This window comes from Thermostichus sp. MS-CIW-30, assembly GCF_054058015.1.
The window spans coordinates 75752-97853 of the sequence record NZ_JBSRZW010000003.1 but is presented as its reverse complement, the minus strand read 5'-3'; the positions used below and the strand labels follow the sequence as shown (position 1 = coordinate 97853).

16 protein-coding genes, 2 tRNA genes and 1 pseudogene are annotated in these 22102 nt (G+C 59.8%); 6 read left to right on the top strand and 13 right to left on the bottom strand.

What is annotated here, in order from left to right; all coding sequences use genetic code 11:
- Positions 1-155: 155 nt before the first annotated feature.
- Entirely contained in the window at positions 156-1271 is a 1116-nt protein-coding gene (gene leuB / locus ACVWXW_RS02255; RefSeq protein ID WP_457402554.1) for a 3-isopropylmalate dehydrogenase, read from the top strand.
- An 81-nt stretch (positions 1272-1352) separates the two neighbouring features.
- Here the strand turns inward: leuB and dusB are convergent, their stop codons facing one another.
- The 5 genes from dusB to rnz all read right to left on the bottom strand — a co-directional run bounded on the left by dusB (position 1353) and on the right by rnz (position 4865).
- Positions 1353-2438 (bottom strand): tRNA dihydrouridine synthase DusB, encoded by a 1086-nt coding sequence (gene dusB, locus ACVWXW_RS02250; RefSeq protein ID WP_457402611.1) that lies wholly within the window; start codon positions 2436-2438, stop codon positions 1353-1355.
- 16 nt (positions 2439-2454) lie between these two features.
- On the bottom strand, positions 2455-2670 hold the full coding sequence (gene rpsR, locus ACVWXW_RS02245) for a 30S ribosomal protein S18 (protein WP_011433239.1): 216 nt from the start codon (positions 2668-2670) through the stop codon (positions 2455-2457).
- 29 nt (positions 2671-2699) lie between these two features.
- Positions 2700-2894, bottom strand: coding sequence for a 50S ribosomal protein L33 (rpmG, locus tag ACVWXW_RS02240; RefSeq protein ID WP_011433240.1), 195 nt, complete (start codon positions 2892-2894; stop codon positions 2700-2702).
- Between the two features lie 91 nt (positions 2895-2985).
- Positions 2986-3849 carry an RDD family protein gene (locus tag ACVWXW_RS02235; protein WP_457402552.1) on the bottom strand — a complete coding sequence of 288 codons (864 nt, stop codon included), beginning with the start codon at positions 3847-3849 and terminating at the stop codon, positions 2986-2988.
- Positions 3850-3878: 29 nt separating this feature from the next.
- The gene (rnz, locus tag ACVWXW_RS02230; RefSeq protein WP_457402550.1) at positions 3879-4865 is read right to left on the bottom strand and encodes a ribonuclease Z; all 987 of its coding nucleotides are present in this window, start codon (positions 4863-4865) and stop codon (positions 3879-3881) included.
- 110 nt (positions 4866-4975) lie between these two features.
- Between rnz and ACVWXW_RS02225 the strand changes: the two genes are divergently transcribed.
- Positions 4976-5332: a HesB/IscA family protein gene (locus tag ACVWXW_RS02225; protein ID WP_457394480.1), complete on the top strand. Its 357-nt coding sequence runs from the start codon at positions 4976-4978 to the stop codon at positions 5330-5332.
- Positions 5333-5369: 37 nt separating this feature from the next.
- Here ACVWXW_RS02225 and ACVWXW_RS02220 read toward each other — a convergent pair whose 3' ends face one another.
- The 3 genes from ACVWXW_RS02220 to ACVWXW_RS02210 all read right to left on the bottom strand — a co-directional run bounded on the left by ACVWXW_RS02220 (position 5370) and on the right by ACVWXW_RS02210 (position 13636).
- The gene (locus ACVWXW_RS02220; protein ID WP_457402548.1) at positions 5370-6602 is read right to left on the bottom strand and encodes a hybrid sensor histidine kinase/response regulator; all 1233 of its coding nucleotides are present in this window, start codon (positions 6600-6602) and stop codon (positions 5370-5372) included.
- A gap of 34 nt (positions 6603-6636) precedes the next feature.
- Positions 6637-10605, bottom strand: coding sequence for a PAS domain S-box protein (locus ACVWXW_RS02215; RefSeq protein WP_457402546.1), 3969 nt, complete (start codon positions 10603-10605; stop codon positions 6637-6639).
- A gap of 241 nt (positions 10606-10846) precedes the next feature.
- Positions 10847-13636 carry a cation-translocating P-type ATPase gene (locus ACVWXW_RS02210; protein ID WP_457402545.1) on the bottom strand — a complete coding sequence of 930 codons (2790 nt, stop codon included), beginning with the start codon at positions 13634-13636 and terminating at the stop codon, positions 10847-10849.
- A 201-nt stretch (positions 13637-13837) separates the two neighbouring features.
- Between ACVWXW_RS02210 and ACVWXW_RS02205 the strand changes: the two are divergent.
- A pseudogene (locus ACVWXW_RS02205) lies at positions 13838-15034 on the top strand (RNA-guided endonuclease InsQ/TnpB family protein); the annotation flags it as partial.
- 32 nt (positions 15035-15066) lie between these two features.
- On the opposite strand, the gene ACVWXW_RS02200 reads toward ACVWXW_RS02205, so the two are convergent.
- Positions 15067-15138, bottom strand: a tRNA-Thr gene (locus tag ACVWXW_RS02200).
- A gap of 8 nt (positions 15139-15146) precedes the next feature.
- Positions 15147-15232 (bottom strand) — tRNA-Tyr (locus ACVWXW_RS02195).
- Between the two features lie 221 nt (positions 15233-15453).
- Between ACVWXW_RS02195 and lysA the strand changes: the two genes are divergently transcribed.
- The 3 genes from lysA (at position 15454) to ACVWXW_RS02180 (ending at position 18728) form a co-directional block, all read left to right on the top strand.
- The gene (gene lysA / locus ACVWXW_RS02190) at positions 15454-16833 is read left to right on the top strand and encodes a diaminopimelate decarboxylase (RefSeq protein WP_011433248.1); all 1380 of its coding nucleotides are present in this window, start codon (positions 15454-15456) and stop codon (positions 16831-16833) included.
- Positions 16834-17051: 218 nt separating this feature from the next.
- A complete protein-coding gene (gene cdaA / locus ACVWXW_RS02185) occupies positions 17052-17975 on the top strand; it encodes a diadenylate cyclase CdaA (RefSeq protein ID WP_457402543.1) in 924 nt (307 codons plus the stop codon).
- Positions 17976-17981: 6 nt separating this feature from the next.
- Positions 17982-18728, top strand: a complete 747-nt coding sequence (locus tag ACVWXW_RS02180) for an isoprenyl transferase (protein ID WP_457402541.1) — start codon at positions 17982-17984, stop codon at positions 18726-18728.
- Positions 18729-18766: 38 nt separating this feature from the next.
- On the opposite strand, the gene ACVWXW_RS02175 is transcribed toward ACVWXW_RS02180, so the two are convergent.
- From ACVWXW_RS02175 to rodA, 3 genes are all read right to left on the bottom strand, one after another.
- Complete coding sequence (locus ACVWXW_RS02175; RefSeq protein WP_041436527.1) at positions 18767-19375, bottom strand: CPP1-like family protein; 609 nt, start codon at positions 19373-19375, stop codon at positions 18767-18769.
- Between the two features lie 59 nt (positions 19376-19434).
- Positions 19435-20640: a cysteine desulfurase family protein gene (locus ACVWXW_RS02170; protein ID WP_457402539.1), complete on the bottom strand. Its 1206-nt coding sequence runs from the start codon at positions 20638-20640 to the stop codon at positions 19435-19437.
- A gap of 120 nt (positions 20641-20760) precedes the next feature.
- Complete coding sequence (rodA, locus tag ACVWXW_RS02165) at positions 20761-22071, bottom strand: rod shape-determining protein RodA (protein WP_457402538.1); 1311 nt, start codon at positions 22069-22071, stop codon at positions 20761-20763.
- Positions 22072-22102 lie beyond the last annotated feature (31 nt).

The following is a 22102-nucleotide window of genomic DNA, read 5'->3' as shown; positions in this document are numbered from 1 at the left end:
AATCACCATCAGAGTGCAGCAGGTTGGTGGCCAGGCTGCACTTTCTCTTTTGGAGAGCTTTTTAGAGGAGTTGTCTGCAAACCTGTGTGCCAAGGGATGGGCAAGTCCGCCGAAATGGTAGTATCTCTACGCCCTCATCTTCAGCTTGACCGCTCATGAGCACTTCTTCTTCAACTGCTCGAACCTATCGGATCACAGCCCTTGCCGGAGATGGCATCGGCCCCGAAATCATGCGGGTGGGACGAGCCGTTTTGGATGCAGTTGCCCGGCAGATGGGATTTGCTCTCCAGTGGCAAGAGGGCCTAATCGGCGGGGCTGCCTACGACCAGACTGGGGATCCCTTGCCGGCAGAAACCCTGAAAATGGCTCAAGAGAGCGATGCCGTTTATCTGGCTGCTGTCGGCGACTTCAAGTATGACGCTCTGCCTCCTGAGAAACGCCCGGAGCGGGCCTTGTTGGGCTTGAGGGCGGGGCTGGGGCTGTTTGCCAACTTGCGCCCGGTAAAAGTCTTCCCTCAACTGGTGGGGGCTTCCTCCCTGAAGCCAGAGGTGATCTCGGGGATCGACCTGGTGGTGGTGCGGGAGCTGACGGGGGGCATTTACTTCGGCCAGCCCAAGGGAATCTTCACGGATGCCCAGGGATCCCGGCGTGGCGTGAACACCATGGTCTACAGCGAAGCTGAGGTGGATCGGATTGCCCGAGTTGCCTTTGAGCTGGCCCGCAAACGCCGGCGCAAGCTCTGCTCGGTGGACAAAGCCAACGTTCTCGAGGTGTCGCAACTGTGGCGGGAGCGGGTCAATGTCATTGCGGCTGAGTACCCGGAGGTGGAACTTTCCCACCTGTACATCGACAATGCCGCCATGCAGTTGGTGCGCTGGCCCAAGCAGTTCGACGTCATCCTCACGGGCAATCTCTTCGGCGATATCCTCTCCGATGAAGCGGCCATGCTGACCGGCTCTATTGGTATGCTGCCCTCTGCCTCTCTGGGATCCTCTGGCCCCGGCCTATACGAGCCGGTACATGGGTCGGCTCCCGACATTGCCGGACAAGACAAAGCCAACCCCATTGCCCAGGTGCTCTCCGGCGCCCTGATGCTCCGCTACTCCCTGGATCAGCCGCAAGCTGCCGACCGCATCGAACAGGCGGTAGAAGCCGTTTTGGCGCAAGGGTACCGCACCCCAGACCTCTACTCTGAGGGAATGACTTTAGTGGGTTGCCAGGAAATGGGGGAAAAGTTGGTGGCAGCCCTGTTCCAGCAGCAGGCGCAATAGCCTTTTTCGGGGCCACAGGCTACAGCCAAGGCAGACGTGCGGCGATTTCCAAGCGATTTCCAATTGCAGGGATCACCGGAGCTACGCCCAACCGGCTTCAGGGAGAAGGTCGACCTCCTCGGTGGTTTTAATGGCCTCTTCCGGTCGAGGTGTGGCTTCTTGGCAGCGCTCCATGGCTTGAAGAAGCAGGGCTTCCCCTTCCTGCACCGTCTCAATGCGACAGAGGAGAGCACGGAATTGAGAGGCTCCGGCAAAGTCTTTGATGTACCAAGTCATGTGCTTGCGGGCCTGACGGATGCCACGTTCTCCCTTGTACTCCCAGAGACCGCGCAGATGCTCTAAGGCCATTTGAATCCGCTCCAGGGGAGTGGGGGCCGGTCTTTCTTGACCGGTTTTCAGGAAGTGATCGATTTCCCCCACCAGAAAGGGGTAGCCCATGGTGCCGCGGGAGCACATCACCCCATCGGCTCCGGTTTCCTCCAAACACTTCACCGCTGCGGCTGTCGAGAAAATATCCCCATTGGCGATGACGGGAATGCGCAGGTGCTGTTTGACGCGGCGGATCCAGTCCCAGCGGGCTTTGCCGTTGAAGCCTTGGGCGCGTGTTCGGGCATGCAGGGTGAGCAGTTGCGCCCCTGCCTCCTGCAGACGGTGGGCAAAATCCAAAATGTTGATCTCCTGATCTGACCAGCCCAGGCGCGTTTTCACGGTTACGGGCACCTCCACTGCGTTGGCCACCGCCTCCACAATTCGCGCTGCCGTGTCGGGATCGCGAAGCAGAGAAGAGCCACCGCCGTTTTTGGTAATCTTGTTCACCGGGCAGCCCATGTTGATGTCCACCAAGGTCGCCCCTTCGTCCACAGCCATGCGGGCTGCTTCCGCCAGAAAGTCGGGCCGACAATCAAACAATTGGATGCCGATGGGCTGCTCCCCCTCGCCAACCTCCATGATGCGGGGCAACTGGCGGGCATAGTGCAAGCCGGTCGCACTGACCATTTCCGTGTAGACCAAGCTGTGGGGGGCAAAACGGCGTACCAGCCCTCGAAAGACCTGGTCGGTTACCCCTGACAGTGGCGCCTGAAAGACGCGACTCAAAACCTTCACCCCACCGATATCGAGGGGCTGGGACAAGCGGGCTTGGAGTTCCGGCGAAAGCTGCAGGCCCATCGGGATCTGGAGAAGGCTATCCCTCTTTGTTGACAAAGTAAAGAAGACCCATGATGCGCGCTCGTTTGATCGCGGCGGTGAGCTCCCGCTGTTGTTTGGCAGTCAGGCCGGTGATGCGGCGGGGCAAGATCTTGCCACGCTCGGTCACAAATTTCTTGAGCAGCTCCACATCGGTGTACCTAATGGGCTCTCCCGGCTTAATGGGAGACAGGCGGCGGCGAGCGTAAACCATAGAGTAGGAGAACGGCGAAACGGCTTGAACTACTTAATCTCTTTGTGGACGGTGTGGCGGTTGCAGTGGGGGCAGAATTTCTTCAGCTCTAAGCGGGCTGTTGTGTTGCGGCGGTTTTTGGTGGTGGTGTAGCGGTTCACGCCTGGAGAGCGCTTGTTGACGTTGGTGCGGCACTCGGTGCACTCCAGGGTGATGATGATGCGGGCACCCTTTGCTTTGGCCATGACGGATCCCAAGACGAAGGTAAACGGCAATGAGGAAACTGCAATCCCAGATCCTGAGGCTGGAGATGGGGGTTTACCTCGATAAGCGCGATCACCAATTATCCAACTTTTCCTTGACGGAATCAACCCAAGTTTTCACTTGCTTGCCCGTTTGTTGCCGTAGGCTACGGGCGTTGCGATCCACATCTTTGCTCAGGCGCTGCAACTGCTTGGACAGATCCCGCACGGCGTCATTGCGCTGGGCTTGGCGCAGCAGGTCGCGAGCAGCCGATTTGACGTCGTCAGCAGCGTCCCCCTCTAGGATGTCCTGCAAAAACTGCAGGACTTTTTCATCCAGGTGATAGCCCCGCTCCGCTTCCACCACTAGGGTACGTCCGGCGCGGTCGTGAATGGTTTGGCGTTTTTCCTTGTCGAAGACGGCAAACAGCCCATCCGCAGCCAGAGGCACCAGCAGGGCCTCTGTAAGCACAAAGAGGGAGAGCACTCCCTCTCGAGCCAGAGAGCGAACCAGGTGCGGCGAGGCTTCGGTTTCGGGATCCAGGGTTTTGATGTTCAGCAGCCATTTGCCGAGGCTTTGGCCCTCAGGGCGGGACTGGAAATAGCCGCGGTTCACCAGCCAGGTGGCGAAGAAGGCGAGATAGCCGGTCATGTCCACGGCGCCTGCATTGGCCCCTACCAGAGCAGCCAAGCCTTGGGCTAGGTAGGAGATCCCCAGCCCCAGCCCAAAGTCGAGGGCAAAAGCCCCAATTCGTTTGCTCCAGGGAGCCAATTTTGGCAGGGTTTCCCCCTCAGCAGCCGTTTGCGGGGCTGGCCGCTCGGCTTGAACCGGGGGCAGAGAAGTGGCAGGGGGCAAAGCGCTGAAGGTTCGCCACTCGCCAGCACTTTGATCCAGTTGTTCGGTTTTGGGCCGCTCTGGAAATTGGGGACGTTCGGGGTAAGGTCTGGGATCCGTCATTGCCGGTTGAGACAGTCAGTTCTACCATTCTAGCGAGGCAAGCCCACACCCACCGGCCGAGGGGACGGGCTGCGACGGGGGATCTCGTAGGTCAGCCGATCGCGGGCCAGCAGGGTATTGGGGAAAATGGCTTGGGCTTCTGCCAGCAGGTCTTCCAAGGTAATGGGGGCCTCTGGGGTGTAGCGGGGGCTGAAGTGGGTGAGGATCAAAGCTTGGGCCTTGGCTTCGGCGGCCACTTGGGCGGCCATGGCGGCGGTGGAATGCTTAGAGCGGCGGGCCAGCTCCAAGTCAGCCTGAGCGTAGGTAGCCTCGTGGATGACCAGATCCGCAGCCCGGGAGAGATCGACGGCGTTGCGGCAGAAAATGGTGTCGGTGCAGTAGGAAAATTTGCGGCCCGGAATGGGATCCCCGACATAATCCCGTCCGTGAAAGCAGCGGCCCTGCCAGATGATGGATTGGCCGGCCTTGAGCTGCCCATACAGAGGGCCAAAGGGGATCCCGTCGGCTTGGGCTTTGGCTGCATTGAAGCTGCCTGGCCGATCCTGTTCCACCACGCGGTAGCCGAAGGCGGGCACCCGGTGATCCAAGGGCGCGCAGAAGACGGAGTATTCCGGCTCTTGCAGGATGAGACCGGTTTCGACGGTGTGAACGCGGAAGCCGTAGGGGATGCGCGTCTCGCTGTAGCGCAACACGGCCTTCAGGTACTCTTCCAGGCCCGGCGGGCCGTAGATATCGATGTGCTCAGGGGTGCTGCCCAAGCCACAGGAGGCCAACAGCCCCGGCAGGCCGTAGATGTGATCCCCGTGCATGTGGGTGATGAAAATGCGGCGCAACTGGCTGGGGCGCAGCTCGTCTAGGCGCAGCAACTGGTGCTGGGTGCCCTCGCCACAATCGAACAGCCACCATTCCGACCGCTGGGGAAACTGCACCGCCACCCCGGAGACATTGCGCTGGCGGGTGGGCATGCCGGAGCTGGTGCCCAAAAAGGTGATCCGAATGGCATTGGGATCTGTCACAGGGGCAAGACCTCAAGGATTGGGATCCCTAGCTTACCAATTGCTCTCGCTGGCCGAGAAAAAACCCTTGATAGGATGGGGAGTAGAACGTACCCTTGAGCCTTCTCGTCATGATCACCCTGACCGATAGCGCCATCCAAGAGTTGAAGCGCCTGCGCAGCAAGTACGAAAAAGAGGGATCCCAGCCCATCCTGCGTCTAGGGGTCAAGCCGAGCGGCTGCTCTGGCCTCTCTTACGTAATGAACTTCGAGTCTCGGGCCAACCCTGACGATCACACCTTCGACTTTGGGGATATCCAGGTGGCAGTGGATCCCTTGAGCATGACCTTGATCAGCGGCACCACCGTCGATTTTTCCGAGGATCTGCTGGGGGGCGGTTTCCGCTTCAAGAACCCCAACGCAGTCGCCAGTTGTGGGTGTGGCACCTCCTTTGCCACTGCCGAGACCGCTGCTGTCGTCGGCCACTAAAGTCTCAACAGCTCAGTCCCATTTGCCTCTAGCCGCCTCAGGGGCTGAATGGCCCTAGGCTGGGCAGCCAAAGGACAAACCAAGTCCATCCCTTCTGGCTGGTGACCCGGACTTGGCCCTGCAGATACTCCACCCAATGCTTCACCAAGGCCAGTCCAAGGCCGCTGCCCGGCTGCGCCCAGGGATCCTCAGAGGGCACCCGGTAAAAGCGTTCGAAAAGGTGGGGCAGGTGGTCAGGCTCGATTTGGGCGGTGTTGCCAATCCTTAGCTCAACTCCACCGGGAAAGGCTTGCACCTCCAAGCGGAGGGTTCCGCCCGGCTGGGTAAACTTGCAGGCATTTTCCAGCAGTTCCTTCAGGATCAGGGTTAGCTGCTGCGGGTAGCTGTAGAGCACTGCCGGGAATGAGGTCAGCTCCGCCATCTCCAGCTTCAGTTGCCGAGCCTGAGCCCGTTCTCGCACCCCGTCGAGCAGGCTTGTGCAAAGGCTGTGGAGATCGATGGCGGCAGCCGCAGAGCTCAACTCTTTGGCTTCTAGGCTCTGCAGATCCAGCAACTTGTTGATCAGCTCAATTTCAGCCTGACACTCTTCCAAAGCGATGCGGTGGTATTGGCACTGCTTCTCGTTGAGAGGAGTGCGGCCCAACAGTTCCAGGGCCAACTTGATCTTGGTGAGGGGAGTGCGCAGCTCGTGGGAAACGCTGGCCAGAAAGCTATCCTTGAGGCGGCTGAGCTGCTGCAAGTCCTGTACCTGGCAGGCCAGCTGGGCGGTACGTTCCTGCACTTTGGCTTCTAGGGCTTGGTTAAGTTCCCGCAGGTGGCGTTGGGCTTGGCTGGCCTGGATCAGGTGGCGGATGCGCCGCTTCAAAACCGACCAGCGAATGGGTTTGGAAATGTAATCGCTGGCCCCGGCAGCAAAGGCTTCATCCACGCAGGACTCATCTTCCAGCGCCGTGACGATGAGAATGGGCAGATCCGAGTTTTGAGCATGGAGGCGGCGACAGCACTCAAACCCATCCAAATCTGGCATGACCGCATCCAGCAAGACCATATCCACTGGGTGTTGAGCGGCTAGCTGCAGACAGACTTCGCCGCTGCTGGCTTCCAGGACTTGGTAGCCTTCTCGCTCAAGGGCGTAGCGAACCAAGAGTCGCTGGCTGGGCTCATCTTCCGCGATCAACAACAACGGCTTCTTTTCAGGAGAGGGGGATCCCGCCTGGGCCTCAGGAACCGCCGGCGAGCTGGCCGGAGGATGGGGATTAGGCCTCAGCATAGGCATTGAGAGGAGAGGGAGAAAGGCTCTGCACTCAGGAGGAGAGACTGAGGATAACTTGCCGATATGCCACTTCTAGCTTCTGCACGGCTTGCTCTATAGTGTCCCATTTTACAGAACTGGCTGGCTCGGCATGAACCAGCTTTTCCAACTGCTGACACAGCTCGGCCAGACGTTTGGCGCCCAGGGTGCTGCTGCTGCCTTTGAGGCGGTGGGCCAACCGAGCAATGGCTTGGGGATCCCGCTGCTCTAGGGCCTGCCGCAGGGATCCCAATAGAGCTTCGCTGTCCTGCCGGTAGGTTTGGATCATCTCCTGCCAGGCTTCTGGAGAGCTGAAGACTGCCCGCATCTGGGCGAGGATAACGGGGTCGAGGGGCGGATCCTCTTCTTGGCTGGCCGGGATGGGAAGGGGAAGGGATCCCTGAAGAACCCGGACTAGGGCGGCTGGCTCCAAGGGTTTGGTGAGGTAGCCATCTACCCCAGCAGCTTGGGCAGCAGCACGGCCTTCCGAAAACACATTGGCCGTGAGGACAACAATGCGAGGCTGGCGCTCAGGAGGCAGTTCAGCGCGGATGCGACGGGTGGCCGAAAGACCATCCAGCTCCGGCATTTGCATATCCATCAACACCAGATCGTAGGGTCGCAGGCGCAGAGCTTGGACGGCTTCCAGACCGTTGCCGACTATGTCGGGCCGGTAGCCCAATCGCTCCAGCATGAGGCGAATCACCTTCTGGTTAACCGGGTTATCCTCTGCCACCAGGATCTGCAGTGGGTAGCGGCTGGCCAGGGTCGCGTCCCAAATGGAGGGAGGAGCGGCGGGAGAGGAAGATAAGGAGGAAGGAGCTTTTTCTCCCACAAGCCCCAGCAGCAGCTTCCGCAGTTGGGAGGCTTTGACCGGCTTGGCCAAAGTGGGGAGAGGGTCTGCTGTGGAGATGAAGTTGCGCCCCGTCAGCACTATGGGCAACAGGTGGGGTTGCGCTTTCCGCAGGTTAGCCGCCAAGGTTAGGCCATCCTGGCCTGGCAGAGTGGCATCCAGAAGGGCTAGGTCAAAAGAATGGGTTCTAGCTGCAGCCTGGGCTTCTGCCGCCAAGGCGCAACAGGTTACCTCCATGCCCCAAGCGCTCAGCAGTCGGGATAGCAACTGCCGTTGACTGGCGTTGTCTTCCACCAGCAAAACCCGCTTGCCGGCCAAGCACGGATCCGGTGCGGCGGTTGGCAACAGCTCCTGGTCTGGCCTCTTTAGGGGGATGCGAAAGCGAAAAGTGGATCCCTGGCCCGGCTGACTTTCCACCCCGATTGCTCCCCCCATGAGCTGGCAGAGGCGCTGGCTGATGGCCAAGCCCAGGCCGGTGCCCCCAAACTGGCGGCTGATGGAGCTATCCACCTGGCTGAAGGGCTTGAAGAGGCGATCCAATTTTTCCGGGGGAATGCCAATGCCTGTATCCCGCACCTGAACGTTGACCCATTGCTTTTCAGGATCCCTCTCCCCTGCCTCGACCGTCACCACCACCTCTCCCTGGGGGGTGAACTTGATGGCGTTGCTGAGCAGATTGGCCAGGATTTGGCGCAGCCGGTTGGGATCCCCTATCAAGGTTGGCGGCAGGCTGGGATCCACCCAGGCCACCAGTTCCAGATCCTTGCTCTGGGCTTGGGCGGCCATCAAATCCAGCAGCTCTTCCACCAACTGCGGCAAGGAAAAGGGTATTTCCTCCAGTTCCAGTTTTTGGGACTCGATCTTGGAGAAATCGAGGATGTCGTTGATTAGGTTCAGCAGCACCTCGCCTCCATAGCGGATGGTCTGCACCCAGTCCTGCTGCTGCGGATCCAAGGAGGTGTCCAGGAGTAGACTGGTCATCCCCAAAATGGCGTTGATGGGGGTGCGGATCTCATGGCTGATGGTGGCCAGGAACTCGCTCTTGGCGCGGCTGGCGGCTTCGGCAGCTTCCTTGGCTGCTTTCATCTGCTCTTCTGCCAGCTTGGCTAGGGTGATATCCCGCCCGGCGGCGTAGAACAGGGATCCGGCCAAAGAGGCTCGCCACTCGATGAAACGATAGCTGCCGTCCTGGGTGCGGTAGCGGTTGACAAAGTGATCCAGCTGTTCTTCTTCGATAAGCTGCTGCATGGCCGCCTGCGTGGCGGGGACATCTTCCGGGTGAACCCACTCCAAAAAGGGTCGGCTCTGCAGCTCCTGCAGAGAATAGCCCAGCGTAGTCTCCCAGGCTCGGTTAAGACGGCGAAAGTACCCTTGGGCATCGGCAATGCAGAGCAAATCCAGAGCTACCGAGAAAAACTGCTCCAGCTCCGCTTCTGCCGACTTGCGGGCAGTGATGTCCACCGCGGTAAACACCCAACACGGGATCCCGCGCAAGACAAGGGGCTGCACAAACACGTCTTCCCAGACAACTCGGCCATCCTGCCGCTGCCATTGCCACTCAAAGCGGGCGGATCCCTGCTGGCGGGCCTGCTCCAAGTAGGACTGCAGCGAGAACTCCCCGCCCCGAAGAGCCTGGCGATAGGGAGACTGCTCGGAAGCGTCGAAGGCCCGCAGCTCCTCCAGGCTGGAGAAGCCATAGGCCGAAATGGCTTGGGAGTTGGCCTCCAGGATCTCGCCGGTCTCGGCATGGCGGATGAGGATGGCCACAGCGGCATTCTCAAACAGCGCCCGGAACTTCTGCTCGCTTTCCTGGACGGCCTGCTGGGATCGCACCCTGTCGGTTACATCGCGGACGATCACCACCACCTCTTGGGGGTTGAGGGGCACAATGCGCACCTCTTCGTGGCGGGTCTCTCCTTGAATCTCGATGCTTTGGTCGTAGCGCTGCCGCGTCTGGGTAGCTATAGCCTGCTGAACAAAGAAAAGCCGCCGCTCGGCCAACTCCGGTGGCAAAAGCTCCTGCAGGGATCGGCCCACGTAGGTGTCGGGTGAGCTATAGGGAACAACCTCGCCCCCCCAGACAAAGCTCAAGCAAATGCCCTGGCTATCCAGGCGAAAGATCAAGTCGGGAATGGCTTCTAGAATGGCTCGCTGGGTGGCTTCCATTTCTCTAAGGGCCAACTCCGCCTGTTTCCGCTCGGTGATATCTCGCACCAGGATGTAAACTTTGTCTCTCCCGTGAGCGACAACGCAGGCTCTCCGATAGCAGCGGATCCCCGGCTCAATCTCAACTTCGTACTCTAGGTACTGCGGCGTCTGGCTGACCAAGGCCCCCTCCGCCAGAGATGGATACTGCTCTTTCAGCGAGCCAGTAAACACGTCTTGGGCGCGGCAACCCACGTAAAACTCAGGCGGATGTCGGGTGGGAACGTAAGGGGAAGGCTTGCAATGAAGAATGACTCCCTCGGCGCTGAGCTCAAAAATCAAGTCGGGAATGGCCTCGTAGAGGGCGCGGTAGCGAGACTCGCTTTCCTGTAGAGCCCGCTCCATCTTGACCCGCTCGCTGATGTCGCGGCTGGTGATGAGGATCCCGTCTCCCACCGGCACCACTTGGTGATGGATCCAACTGGCCTTCAAGCCCGGCTGCCCCGAAATGGGGAACTCCTCTTCCAGAGCAATGCCGGTTTCCACCACTCGCTTGTATTTCTCAAAAAAGCCCCCCCAGCGGTTGATGGGCAGCAGCTCGCACAGCCGCTGGCCGATGATCTGCCGGCGCTGGAGGGAAATGAGCTCTTCCCCCTTGGCGTTGACATCCACAAAGACAAAGTCGCGGATCTCGCGGGTAACGGGATCCCGCACCGCCTCCAGCAGGTAAATAGCATCCAAGCTGGCTTCCAAGGCTGCCCGAAAACGAGCCTCTGGGCTGGGGGTGCCTCTAGGAGGTTGGAAGGGAAATCTTCGAGAAAGGGATCCCAGGATCCCTCTGAAGACAGAAAGCGGCTGACTTTCCCCCAGGCTGACGCCAAGCAGCAGGAGAGCCAAGAAGAGGGATCCCAGCAGCCAAAAGGCAAGGCCAGAGGGATCCACCAGGCCCACCGTTTTCCCTACCGCCCATAGCTCTCTGTGCATAGAACCCAGAGATTCCTGCCCCCTTTCCACAGTATCCCAGCAAGTCTTTCCAGCTTATCTTGGAGGTCAAAAGGGGAAGCTCAGCTAACTTGCGGAAATGGCCTCTATGTAATGGGCAGGATTCCTCAAGAGTGGCTTTTTGGGGAAATGAGTCTTGGCTCAAAGCTTTGTTTCTGAGTGCAGTAGGGAGAGAGACTCTTTATTGTGAAGATGCTTTATTGTGAAAAATAATTGTGAAGATTCAGCGGGATCCCTTGCGCCAGCGGCAATAGAGTTTTTCCAACTCCACCCAGACCATAACCACGGTGCTAGAGCCCAAGCAGATCAAAAGTTCAGTGCGGGTTAGCTCCTCTGTGCCAAAGAAGCTGCGCAAGAAAGGCACATAGAGCAGAGCCAATTGCAAGAGCAGAGTGGTCAGGACCGCGCCCAGCAGGTAGGGGTTGGAAAAAGGGTTGGTCTCGATGGTGAGCTTCTCGTTGGAGCGCACGGCCAGCGCATGGCCCATCTGGGCGATACACAGGGTGGTGAGGACCATCGTGCGCCAGTGGGGGATGTAGGCTTCCACAATGACCATCATGAGGATTGTGGAGATGGCAAAAACCACGCCGATGCGCACCATGTAGGCTCCCAGCCCCTGGGCGAAGATGCTCTCTTTGGGGTTGAAGGGGGGGCGCTGCATCACCCCTGGCTCCGCCGGTTCCAAAGCCAAGGCCAGAGCGGGCAGGCCATCGGTCACCAAGTTCATCCACAAGATCTGTAGGGGCGTCAGCGGCACATCCCCCAAGCCCAGGATGGGGGCAGCAGCCACCGTCAGCACTTCGCCGATGTTGCTGCCCAAAATGTACTTCACAAAGCGGCGGATGTTGCTGTAAACCACTCGCCCTTCTTCAATGGCTGCCACGATGGTGGCGAAGTTGTCGTCCAGCAGCACCATGTCGCTGGCCTCTTTGCTCACATCGGTGCCCGTGATGCCCATGGCGATGCCAATATCCGCTTGGCGCAGGGCAGGGGCGTCGTTGACCCCATCCCCGGTCATGGCCACAAACTCGTTTTGCTTTTGCAGGGCTTGCACAATGCGCAGCTTGTGTTCGGGGGCGACGCGGGCATAGACCCTGACGGTTTGTACCGTTTGCAGCAGCTCCTCGAAACTCAAGCGGGAGAGGGTACGCCCGTCAATCGCCTGATCCTCCGACTCGAGAATGCCCAGCTGGCGGGCAATGGCAACAGCTGTCAGTTGGTGGTCGCCGGTAATCATCAACGTGCGGATCCCAGCTTCTCGGCAGCGGGCCACGGCCTCTCGTGCCTCTGGTCGCGGAGCATCGTGCATCCCCATCAGGCCCAGCCAAACCAGGTTGTGCTCCACCTCTTCCCCGTTGTCCGGGATCCGCTCTAGCCTCTGGGTGGCTACCCCCAGAACCCGGATACCTTGGGCGGCCAGGCGGTTATTGGTGCCGAGGATGGCTTGGCGATCGGTTTCCGACAGTTCCTGCCAAGTGCCCCCTTTCTGGATGCGATCACACCGCTCCAGCACCAGCTCTGGGGATCCCTTGGTGTAGACGCAGTAGCCGCCGTTTTCTTGGATCACCACGCTCATGCGCTTGCGTTCTGAGCTGAAGGGGAGCTCCTGCACCCGTGGGTAGCGCTCCTGTAAAGAGCCTTTGTGGAGGTTGGCCTTGGCGGCTGCCACCAGCAGGGCGGCCTCGGTGGGATCCCCCAGGATGGACCAGGTGGGCGTTGAAGGGGGAGAAGAAACTGCAGACCGAGGGTTACGCCCGGCAACAGGTTGGAGACTGGCCTGCAACAGGGCATCGTTGCAGAACACCACGGCCCGCAAGATGGCCTGCAGATCCGGGGCGCTCCCGGGATCTACGGGCTGGCCGCCGCAGTAGAAGGATCCCTTGGGAATGTAACCGGTGCCGCTGACGTGGTAATGGCGGTCGGGGGTAACGATGTCGGTTACCACCATTTTGTTTTCCGTGAGGGTGCCGGTTTTGTCGGAGCAGATGGTGGTGACGGATCCCAGGGTCTCTACTGCCGGCAGGCGGCGGATGAGGGCGTGGCGGCGCACCATGCGTTGGGTGCCAATGGCCAGGGTGACAGTGATAACCGCGGGCAGCCCCTCTGGTACCACGGCCACGGCCATGCTCAAGGAAGTTTCCAGAAGCGAGGTAAAGGGGGCCATACTCCCGGCTTGCAGCAACCCTATCCCCACCACCAAGGCCACCAAAGCCAGGGATCCCGACACCAGCACATTGCCCAGTTGGCTCATGCGCCGCTGCAGGGGAGTGGGCTCGTTTTCCACCGTTTGCAGCAGCTTCGCCACCTTGCCCAGCTCCGTGTTCATGCCGGTGGCAGTAACCAAGAGGATCCCTCGCCCCTGAATCACTTCGGTGCCCATGAAGGCCATGTTGCGCCGTTCCCCCAGCTCGATGTCCGGCGGGAGTACGCAATCTGCCTGTTTGGTTACAGGGGTGGCTTCTCCGGTCAAAGCTGCTTCCCGCACCTGCAGGTTCACGGCCTCGGCCAAGCGCCCATCGGCTGGGATCTGTACCCCGGCTTCCAGCAGCACGCGATCCCCCGGCACCAGTTGGCTGGCTGGAACTTCTTGCCACAGGCCATCCCGCTCCACCCGCACAGTAGGGGAGGCCAGTTTTTTCAGGGCCGCCAGCGCTTTTTCCGCCCGACTTTCTTGCAAATAGCCCAGGCCACCGTTAAGGCCAACGATCAACAAAATGGCCAGGGCATCTTTGGGAAACTCGCCTTCTTGCAAGTCCAAAGTGGCTGAGATCGCCGCTACGGCGATCAGCATCAGCAGCATGATGTTGCGGAATTGATCCAGCAGGACTTGCCAGGAGCTACGGCCAGAAGTGGTGATCAGCTCATTGGGGCCATATTGCCGCTGCCTCTGGATCACCTGCTGAGTGGTGAGGCCACGATCGGGATCGGTCTGCAACTTCTGGATGGCAGCGGCGAGGGTGAGGCTATGCCAGGCAGGAACAGAAGCAAGGGGGGATCCATCCGGTGGGATCATCGCGACCACTCGAGGGTTCTTGCCGCATTTTGACATACTCCCCGCCCTCGAGGGGGAGGATTCTTGTCATCTCCCCAGTTGTTCGGGCCATAGCTCTTCTGGCGCCAGCGGCTGGGATCATCTTCAGCTAGAAATCGCAGGAGCCCCGCACTGTACCCGTAGGGTCAGTGTCGGGAAGAATGCGGAAGTTATGATAGAACCATGACCCAAGTCCTGACTGTAGCTTGCAAACTCAAGGTGTCCCAGTCGCAAGCCGCCAAATTGGACGCGACAATGGATGCCTTTGTGCAGGCGTTGAACTGGGTCAACCAAAACACACCAGAAAAAGTAGTCAACGCAGTCAAACTCCAATCCCTTTGCTATTACCAGATTCGCGCTCGGTTTGGCTTGTCCAGTAATCTGGCCCAGCAGGTCTGCAGACGGGTGGCAGGCGCTCGCAAAGTGGCGAGACAGCGCAACCGTCCAGTTAAAGAGTTCAAGCGTAGGTTCGTTACCTACGATGCACGTATCTTCTCGTTTCGCGAGAAAGACTGGACAGTGTCGCTTGCCACGGTTGATGGAAGAGAACGCTTTGAGCTAGCCATTGGCAACTACCAGAGGGGAATGCTGGCAGGCTCTAACCCCAAATCGGCCACCCTAGTCCAGCGGAAGGACGGCTCCTACTCCATCCAGATTTGTGTCGAGGCAGAGCCCCCCAAGCAACAGAACACCGACAAGGTGATTGGTGTTGACCTGGGACGGCGAGACATTGCCCATACCTCCGAAGGAGACAACTGGAATGGACAGCAGCTGAACAAAGTCCGAGATCACTACTGTCGGTTAAGAGCGTCTCTTCAGCGCAAGGCCAGTAAGGGCACCCGCAGTTGCAGGCGGCGATGCCGTCAACTGCTGCAACGGCTGTCTGGCAAAGAGAGACGCTTTCAAGCTTGGGTGAACCACAGTATCGCTAAGCGCATCGTTAAAGCAGCTCAATCTCTTTCTGCCTGCATTGGGATTGAGGACTTGAGCGGCATTCGAGAACGCACCAATCAACACCCCCGCAGTCGTGAGGAGCGGCGGCGTAGCAATAGCTGGGCGTTCTACCAGCTGCGGCGGTTTATCGAATACAAGGCTGTGAGGGCGGGTGTCAAAGTGGTAGCTGTCCCTGCGGCCTATACCTCGCAGATCTGCCACAAGTGCCTGCATATTCATCCCGACTCCGCTCAATCCTATCGCAAGGGTAAGCAGTTCAAATGCGGGCACTGCGGTTGGGAAGGGGATGCGGATTTTAACGGTGCGAAGGTGATTGCGCTTTTGGGGGCTGCCGTAAACCAGCCTGGAGGTCAAGCCTACGGCTCGCTTCGCGAACGTGGTTGGCTTGCCAACTGCAGGGCTACCAAAAGCCCGCCCTGTACTGCGAAGCAGTCAGGGTCGGGTAGTTTACAGCGCCAAGCCCACGACGAGGATCGAACTCGTGACCTCCCCCTTACCAAGGGGGTGCTCTACCACTGAGCCACGTGGGCAAAGCCGATGGTGGGCCGAGTTGGATTCGAACCAACGTAGGCGTAAGCCAGCGGATTTACAGTCCGCCCCCTTTAACCCCTCGGGCATCGACCCGTTGACACCGGTCTTTCATCATAGCAGAAGGTGTTGCGTAAGTCAGACACACTCCCACTGTGCCAATTGTCAGCCATCTCAAAACCGAGGAGTCAGAGTCGAAGCGGAACGAGGCAGCCCCAGAGCTGGGTATAAAGGGATCGGGTTAGGGCTGGGCACTTTTCAAGACAAACTGAATAAGGAACTTGATATCGTTTAAGACAGTTTTCTGACTCCTGACCATGATTTCGACCCTCGGCACTCCCACCCATCCAGAGCAGACCCTTTCCCCCAACCAGTCTTTGCGCCCCTTGACCAGCCGTATCAACAGCCGGGGGCACTTGGAAATTGGGGGGTGCGACGTGGTGGAGCTGGTGCGCCAGTTTGGATCCCCTCTCTACATCCTGGACGAATGGACGCTGCGCCGCGCCTGCCAGCTTTACCGTGACACCTGGGCCCGCTGCTACGCCGGGGGATCCCGGGTTTTGTACGCCACGAAAGCCTGGAATTGCCTGGCCATCTGTGCATTGGCGCTGCAAGAAGGGCTGGGGTTGGATGTGGCTTCTGGCGGGGAGCTGTACACGGCCCTGCAGGCGGGGGCCAAAGGTGAAGATCTCTATCTGCACGGCAACGCCAAGTCTCTCGACGAGCTGAACTTGGCCCTGGAGACGGGCTGTACTTTGGTGGTCGATAGCCTGTACGAACTGCAGCAGGTGTCGGCCCTGACCACGCCCGCACGGCCAGCGCGGCTGCTCCTGCGGGTTAACCCCGGTATCGACGTCCACACCCACGAGTACATCCGCACCGGACAAACCGACAGCAAATTCGGCATCGGCCAATGGCAACTGCCGGAGGTGTTTGACTTTTTGGCAGCCCATCCCCAACTGCAGTGCGTTGGGCTCCATGCCCACATTGGGTCACAGATTTTTGATCTACAGGGCCACCGCGACCTGGCGGGGGTGCTGGCCCAGATCTGGCGGCAAGGGCTGGGCAGAGGGTTGCCCCTACAAGAGCTGAATGTGGGTGGGGGCCTGGGGATCCGCTATATCGAATCCGATGATCCCCCCTCCATCCCGGAGTGGGTGGAAACTGTGGCAACGGCGGTGCAACAAGCCTTTGCCCAGTCCGGGATCCCTTTGCCGAAAGTGCTCTGTGAGCCTGGACGATCTGTGATTGGGCCGGCTGCCGTGACCGCCTACACCCTGGGAGGGCAAAAGCGGATCCCTCCCAGCGATGACCTGCCCCAGGGACGCACCTACATCACCATCGACGGTGGTATGTCCGACAACCCCCGCCCGATCACCTATCAAGCCCGCTATACCGCCCTTCTGGCCAACCGACCAGAGGCAGAGGCCACGCAGCGGGTAACGGTGGCCGGCAAGCACTGCGAGTCGGGGGATGTGCTGTTGAAGGATGTGCTTCTGCCCGCCCCAATGGCAGGAGAAGTGTTGGTGGTTTTGGCGACGGGGGCCTACAACTACAGCATGGCTTCCAATTACAATCGCTTCCCTCGGCCAGCCGCGGTGCTGGTCAACGAGGGAGAGGCCCAGTTGATTGTGCGGCGAGAAACTTATGCCGACTTAATCCGTCAAGATGTCTTGCCAGAGCGGTTGCTGCGTTGAAGGGGAAGTTTGCCCATACCCATCTGGTCAGTAGAGGCACAGCCTTTCCTGGCAGCGCCGACCGCAGCCAACGCACCTCATGCGAGAAAGACTGGAAGACAGCCAGGAGGTGAGTGGTAGGCTGGTCTGGGGGCCGCAGTCCAACAGGGGTTCTGAGGTGCAGAACGGCACCAGGCAGAAGGTCCGCAATGAGGGGAGCGTGAACGGGGTTTTTCGCCATGCTGGCGGCCTTATGGGCTTGGCTACAGCAGTTTAACTTTCTCAGCCTCTTGGACTGGGCTCTGGCTGTCTTTCTGTTGGCTTTGGCTCTCTACTACACCCGCGAAAGTCGTGCTGGGGTGCTGGTGAGGGGATTTATAGTGCTGCTGGTGCTGTACCTGGCCACAGCCTCTCTCCCCTTGGTTCACCTGATCTTGGATCGCCTGCTCCTGGGCGCAGCTGTAGCCATGGGCGTGCTCTTTCAACCGGAGTTTCGGCGGCTGCTGGAGCAATTGGCAAGAGCCATCCGCATGGAGTGGCCGAGCAACGCAGGCGATGACGAGGAGGATCCTGAGGAAGATTTGGTGGAAGAACTGGTGCAAGCAGTGCGAGAACTTTCCCAAAACCGCACAGGAGCGCTGATTGTGATTGAGCCGGAGCAACCAATTGACTCGCGGGTGTTTACCGACAAAGGAGTACCTCTCCAGGCGCGGGTGTCGCGGGAGATCTTGCAGACCATTTTCCAGACTTCAACTTTGTTGCATGATGGGGCTGTGGTCATCCATCGGAATCGCATTCGCGCAGCGGGGGTCATCCTGCCGGTTTCGGAGCGGGCCGCCTCCCGACAGCTGGGCACACGGTACCGCGCTGCGATGGGGATCACAGAGCAGACCAATTGCTTGTGTATTGTGGTCTCAGAAGAAACGGGATCCATTTCCCTGGCGGAGGGTGGGCGCATCGAGCGGCCTCTGACCAGTGCCAAGTTACACGAACTGCTGGTACAGCGGTTGCGCAATCCCCGCGATGCCAAAAAACGAGATGCTCCGCTAAAGGGATTGTGGGCCCACCCCTGGTTTCGCAATGGGCCGCTGCGCTGGTGGGGATCCCTTGCCGATCTGACTAAACTCTTTCGCAAACCTGAGAAAACCCTCCCCGAAGACTGAATCTCCATGACCCTTTCTCCTGCCCATCTTCTGCAGTTGCCTGCCGACCTGGATCCCCAGTTGTTGCCCCGCCATGTGGCGGTGGTGATGGATGGCAACAGGCGTTGGGCGCAAAAACGGGGCTTACCCCGCAGTGTTGGGCATCAGCGAGGGGTAGCGGCCCTGAAGGAGCTGCTGCGCTGTTGTGATGACTGGGGGATCCCAGCCCTTACCGCCTATGCCTTCTCCACCGAGAACTGGGGTCGGGCCCGCGAGGAGGTGGATTTTCTCATGACTTTGTTCGAGCAGGTGCTGTGGCAGGAATTGGGGGAAATGGTGCAGCAGGGGGTGCGCATCCAGTTTGCCGGCCAGTTGTCGGCTCTGCCCCACTCTCTGCAGGAAACCATCGTGCATGCGGTGGCCTGCACCCAGCACAACAAGGGCATTTGCCTGACGGTGGCCCTCAACTACGGGGGACGACAGGAGATCCTACAAGCCTGCCGCTCCATTGCCACCTTGGTGCAGCAGGGGCTGCTGCAGCCGGATCAGATTGACGAGGCCCTCTTTTCCCAATTTCTCTACACCACCGGCTTATCGGATCCTGATCTGCTGATCCGTACCAGCGGCGAGATGCGCATCAGCAACTTCCTGCTCTGGCAGATGGCCTACACCGAGCAGTATTTCACCCCCATCCTCTGGCCGGATTTCGACCGAGCCGCTTTTCACCAAGCCTTGCTTAGCTATCAGTCGCGGCAGCGGCGGTTTGGCAGGTGAGGATGATCCCTGGTTGGATATCCGTTGCCAACCGGCAGCTAGCGCAGAAAGCTGGTCACCAACCACATCACCGTAAACGTGATCCCCACCAACAGCGCACCAGGAGCATCGCCACCGGTGAGAGGAAGGGCAATGCCGTAGGCCAACATCAGCCCCAGGCTCAGGCCCGCCAGGGCCAAGAGAAAAGCGCGAATGAAGCGGCGCTCTTTGCGGTACAGGAAATAGATACAAGCCATCAGCCCCAAGGCCAGTTGCAGCGAGGGGTACTCATCGGGAGCCAGGATAACCCAACCCCCCAGCCCACCCAGCAGCGCCGCAGGCCAGAGGGCATCGGCGGTAGAGGGGGTATCCAACCAGCGGCTGACCCAGGGGGGATTTTGGGCAGCAGGGCGAGGCAAACTCAGCTCCGGCTCAGGATGGGCAGCCCGTTGTTCGGCGTAGCGGATGCGATCGGGAACGGCGATTTTGCCCTCTTTGCGCAGGCGCAGGCGCTGCATCAGGATGGCATCGTAGGCTTGCTCCACCCGCTCTTGCTGCTGTTCATCGGCGCCCAAGCTGGCCAGGAGCCGAGCCCGCGCCGATTGAATCTCTTCAAAAGAGGCTTCTTCGCTAATTCCCAACACCTGATACGGACTCATCTCAGCCATAGCGACCAGCCCTGTAACTCTTTATCACCTTAACCCAGCCTGCCCGACCTTCGATCCGGCTACGTGACGGGGATCGACAACGGGGATTGAGTTGCCGCATTCCCCAAGGCTACGGATTTGGAGATGGAGGCAAGCTCCGTTTGTAGACATCGGGCCACATACTCAACCGCAGCGTAGGTGGTGGCTTTGCCAAGGCTAAGGCGAATGGATCCCAGTGCCTCGGCTTCCGAATAGCCCATGGCCAAGAGGATGCGGCTGGGGATCAGTTGGCCGCTGCTACAGGCGGAGCCGGCGCTAATGGCGATCCCCTGGCGGCTTAGAGCCCTGACCAGCACATTCCCCGGGATCCCTGCGGCGCAGTAGCTGAGGTGGTGGGGCAGGCGCTGCTCCAAATCCACAGGGCCGGTCAGCCGCAAACCGGGCACCTCCGCCAGCAACTGGGCCAAATGCCGTTGCAATTGCCGCAGGCGGGCCGTTTCTTGAGATAGCTCTTGGGCCGCCAAAGCTGCCGCCACTCCCAAGCCGACAATGCCCGGGATCCCTTGGGTGCCAGCCCGCAGCCGCCGTTCTTGCCCGCCCCCCCGCAGCAGCGGTCGCAGCTCCACCCCTGGGCGCACGTACAGCGCCCCCACCCCCTGGGGCCCGTAGAGTTTATGCCCGGAAAGGGAGAGCAGATCCACCGGCAGTTGTGTCAGATCCAGCGGGATCCGCCCCACCGTCTGCACAGCGTCGGTGTGGAAGAGCACCCCCGCCTGGCGACAGATCTGACCCAGCTCTGCAATGGGCTGCAGGGATCCCACCTCATTTTGGCCGTGGACGATGGAGACCAAAACGGTATTGGGTTGCAGCGCCTGGATCAAAGTCTGGGGATCCACCTGGCCGGCGGCGTTCACCAGCAGACGGGTGACCTGCCAGCCTTGGGACTGCAACTGGCGGGCAGCATTCTCCACCGAGGCGTGCTCGACGCTGGAGATGATGAGATGTTGGGGAGTAGAGTAGCGCTGGGCCACCCCAAACAGGGCCAAGTTGTTGGACTCCGTCCCGCCTGAGGTAAACAGCAGCGCCTCCGGCTCACAGTTAAGCAGCTCGGCCACCTGCTGCCGCGCCCGCTCCATGGCCATGGCGGCCCGTTCTCCCCACCCGTGCAAGCTGGAGGGGTTGCCCCAGCTTTCCTGCATCGCCATCTGCATGGCCTCGATCACCTCAGGCCGAGGCGGAGTGGTGGCGCTGTGGTCAAAGTAGAGGGCAGGATCCAAACGCAACATGCCAGCTCGACCAGCCGGGGCTCCGTGTTCCTATCTTAAGATCCTTGGCCAGTGTTGCCCAACGCTGGCAGCAGCTTCCCCTTGTTGAGGCCAAACCCGCTGGAGGCAAATTGAGCCTGCCTACTTGAAAAGACTAGTACGCTGGCGGTGCATCACCACCGACTCCACCAAGCCAATGGCCAGAAAATTGGTCAGCAGAGCCGAGCGGCCATAACTTAGAAAAGGCAAAGGCAAGCCGGTAATGGGGGCCAGGCCGATGGTCATGCTGATGTTCACCACCGCCTGAAAGAGGATCATCGCCAGCACCCCAATGGCAATCAGGGATCCAAAATTGTCCTTGGCCCCTTGGGCAATCCAGATCAGCCGCGCACACAGGATCCAGAACAGGATCAGCACCGTCAGGGTGCCGATAAAACCCATCTCTTCCCCAATGGCGGAGAAAATGAAATCCGTGTGCTGTTCGGGGATGAAGTCCAGCTGGGTTTGGGTGCCCTGCTGGATACCGCGGCCCCAGAGGCCGCCGGCTCCGATGGCAATGCGGGATTGAATGAGGTGATAGCCGGCTCCCCAGGGCTCTTGCATGGGATCGATAAAAATCTCCAGCCGCCGCCGCTGATAGGGCTTGAGAAGGTGCCAAGCTAGCTGACCCAACTGCCCCGAGAGCAGGTTGATTACCCCAAAAGTTACGGCCCCCGTCCACTGCCAGGGGAGACGCCAAGCAGCCAACCCCGCCATTCCCAGACACCAGAGCAGCCAAACCCAAAGCATCCAGCTCAGCTCTGGGCGAGTGTGTAAGCCATAGAGAATGGCTCCCACCCCCGGCGACAGGAGCAAGAGGATCCAACTGCCCTTGGCTCCGGCCCAGTAGAGCATGACCAGGACAATCACCACAAACACCAGGGCAGTGCCCAGGTTGGGCTGCAGGAAAATCAAGATCCAGGGAGGAGCAATGACGGCAACGGCCACCCAAATCTGGCTGAAGTACTTGATCGGCCAGTGGTGCAGGAGAGCAGCCAGGGTAACAATTACCCCCAGCTTGGCAAACTCAGAAGGCTGCACCTGAAAGCCAGCGATGGAGAGCCAGCGCTCCGCTCCTCCGCCTGCTGTGCCGAAAAAGAGCACTGCAATTAAACTCGCCAAGGTCAGGAAGTAGGTGAACCAGTGCCAGCGCAACAGCCGCTCATACGGGATCCGGGCTACCATTCCCAAAAACACCAGGCTGATCCCGGCCATGATCAACTGCTGTACCCAGTAGTGGCTGATGGGACGCTCCCAGACTGCGCTGCGGATGGCAAGAATGCCGATGCCTGTCAAGGCCAGCACCGTGGCCAGCAACATGCCATCGAACTCGCGCCAGGGAGCCAAGATCTGCCGCAGAAGCTTTTTCCACCTAGGCTGAGAAGACACCTTTGGGTCAACGTTGCCCAGCAATAGACCCCATCCTCCAAAGCAAGGCCAGCAC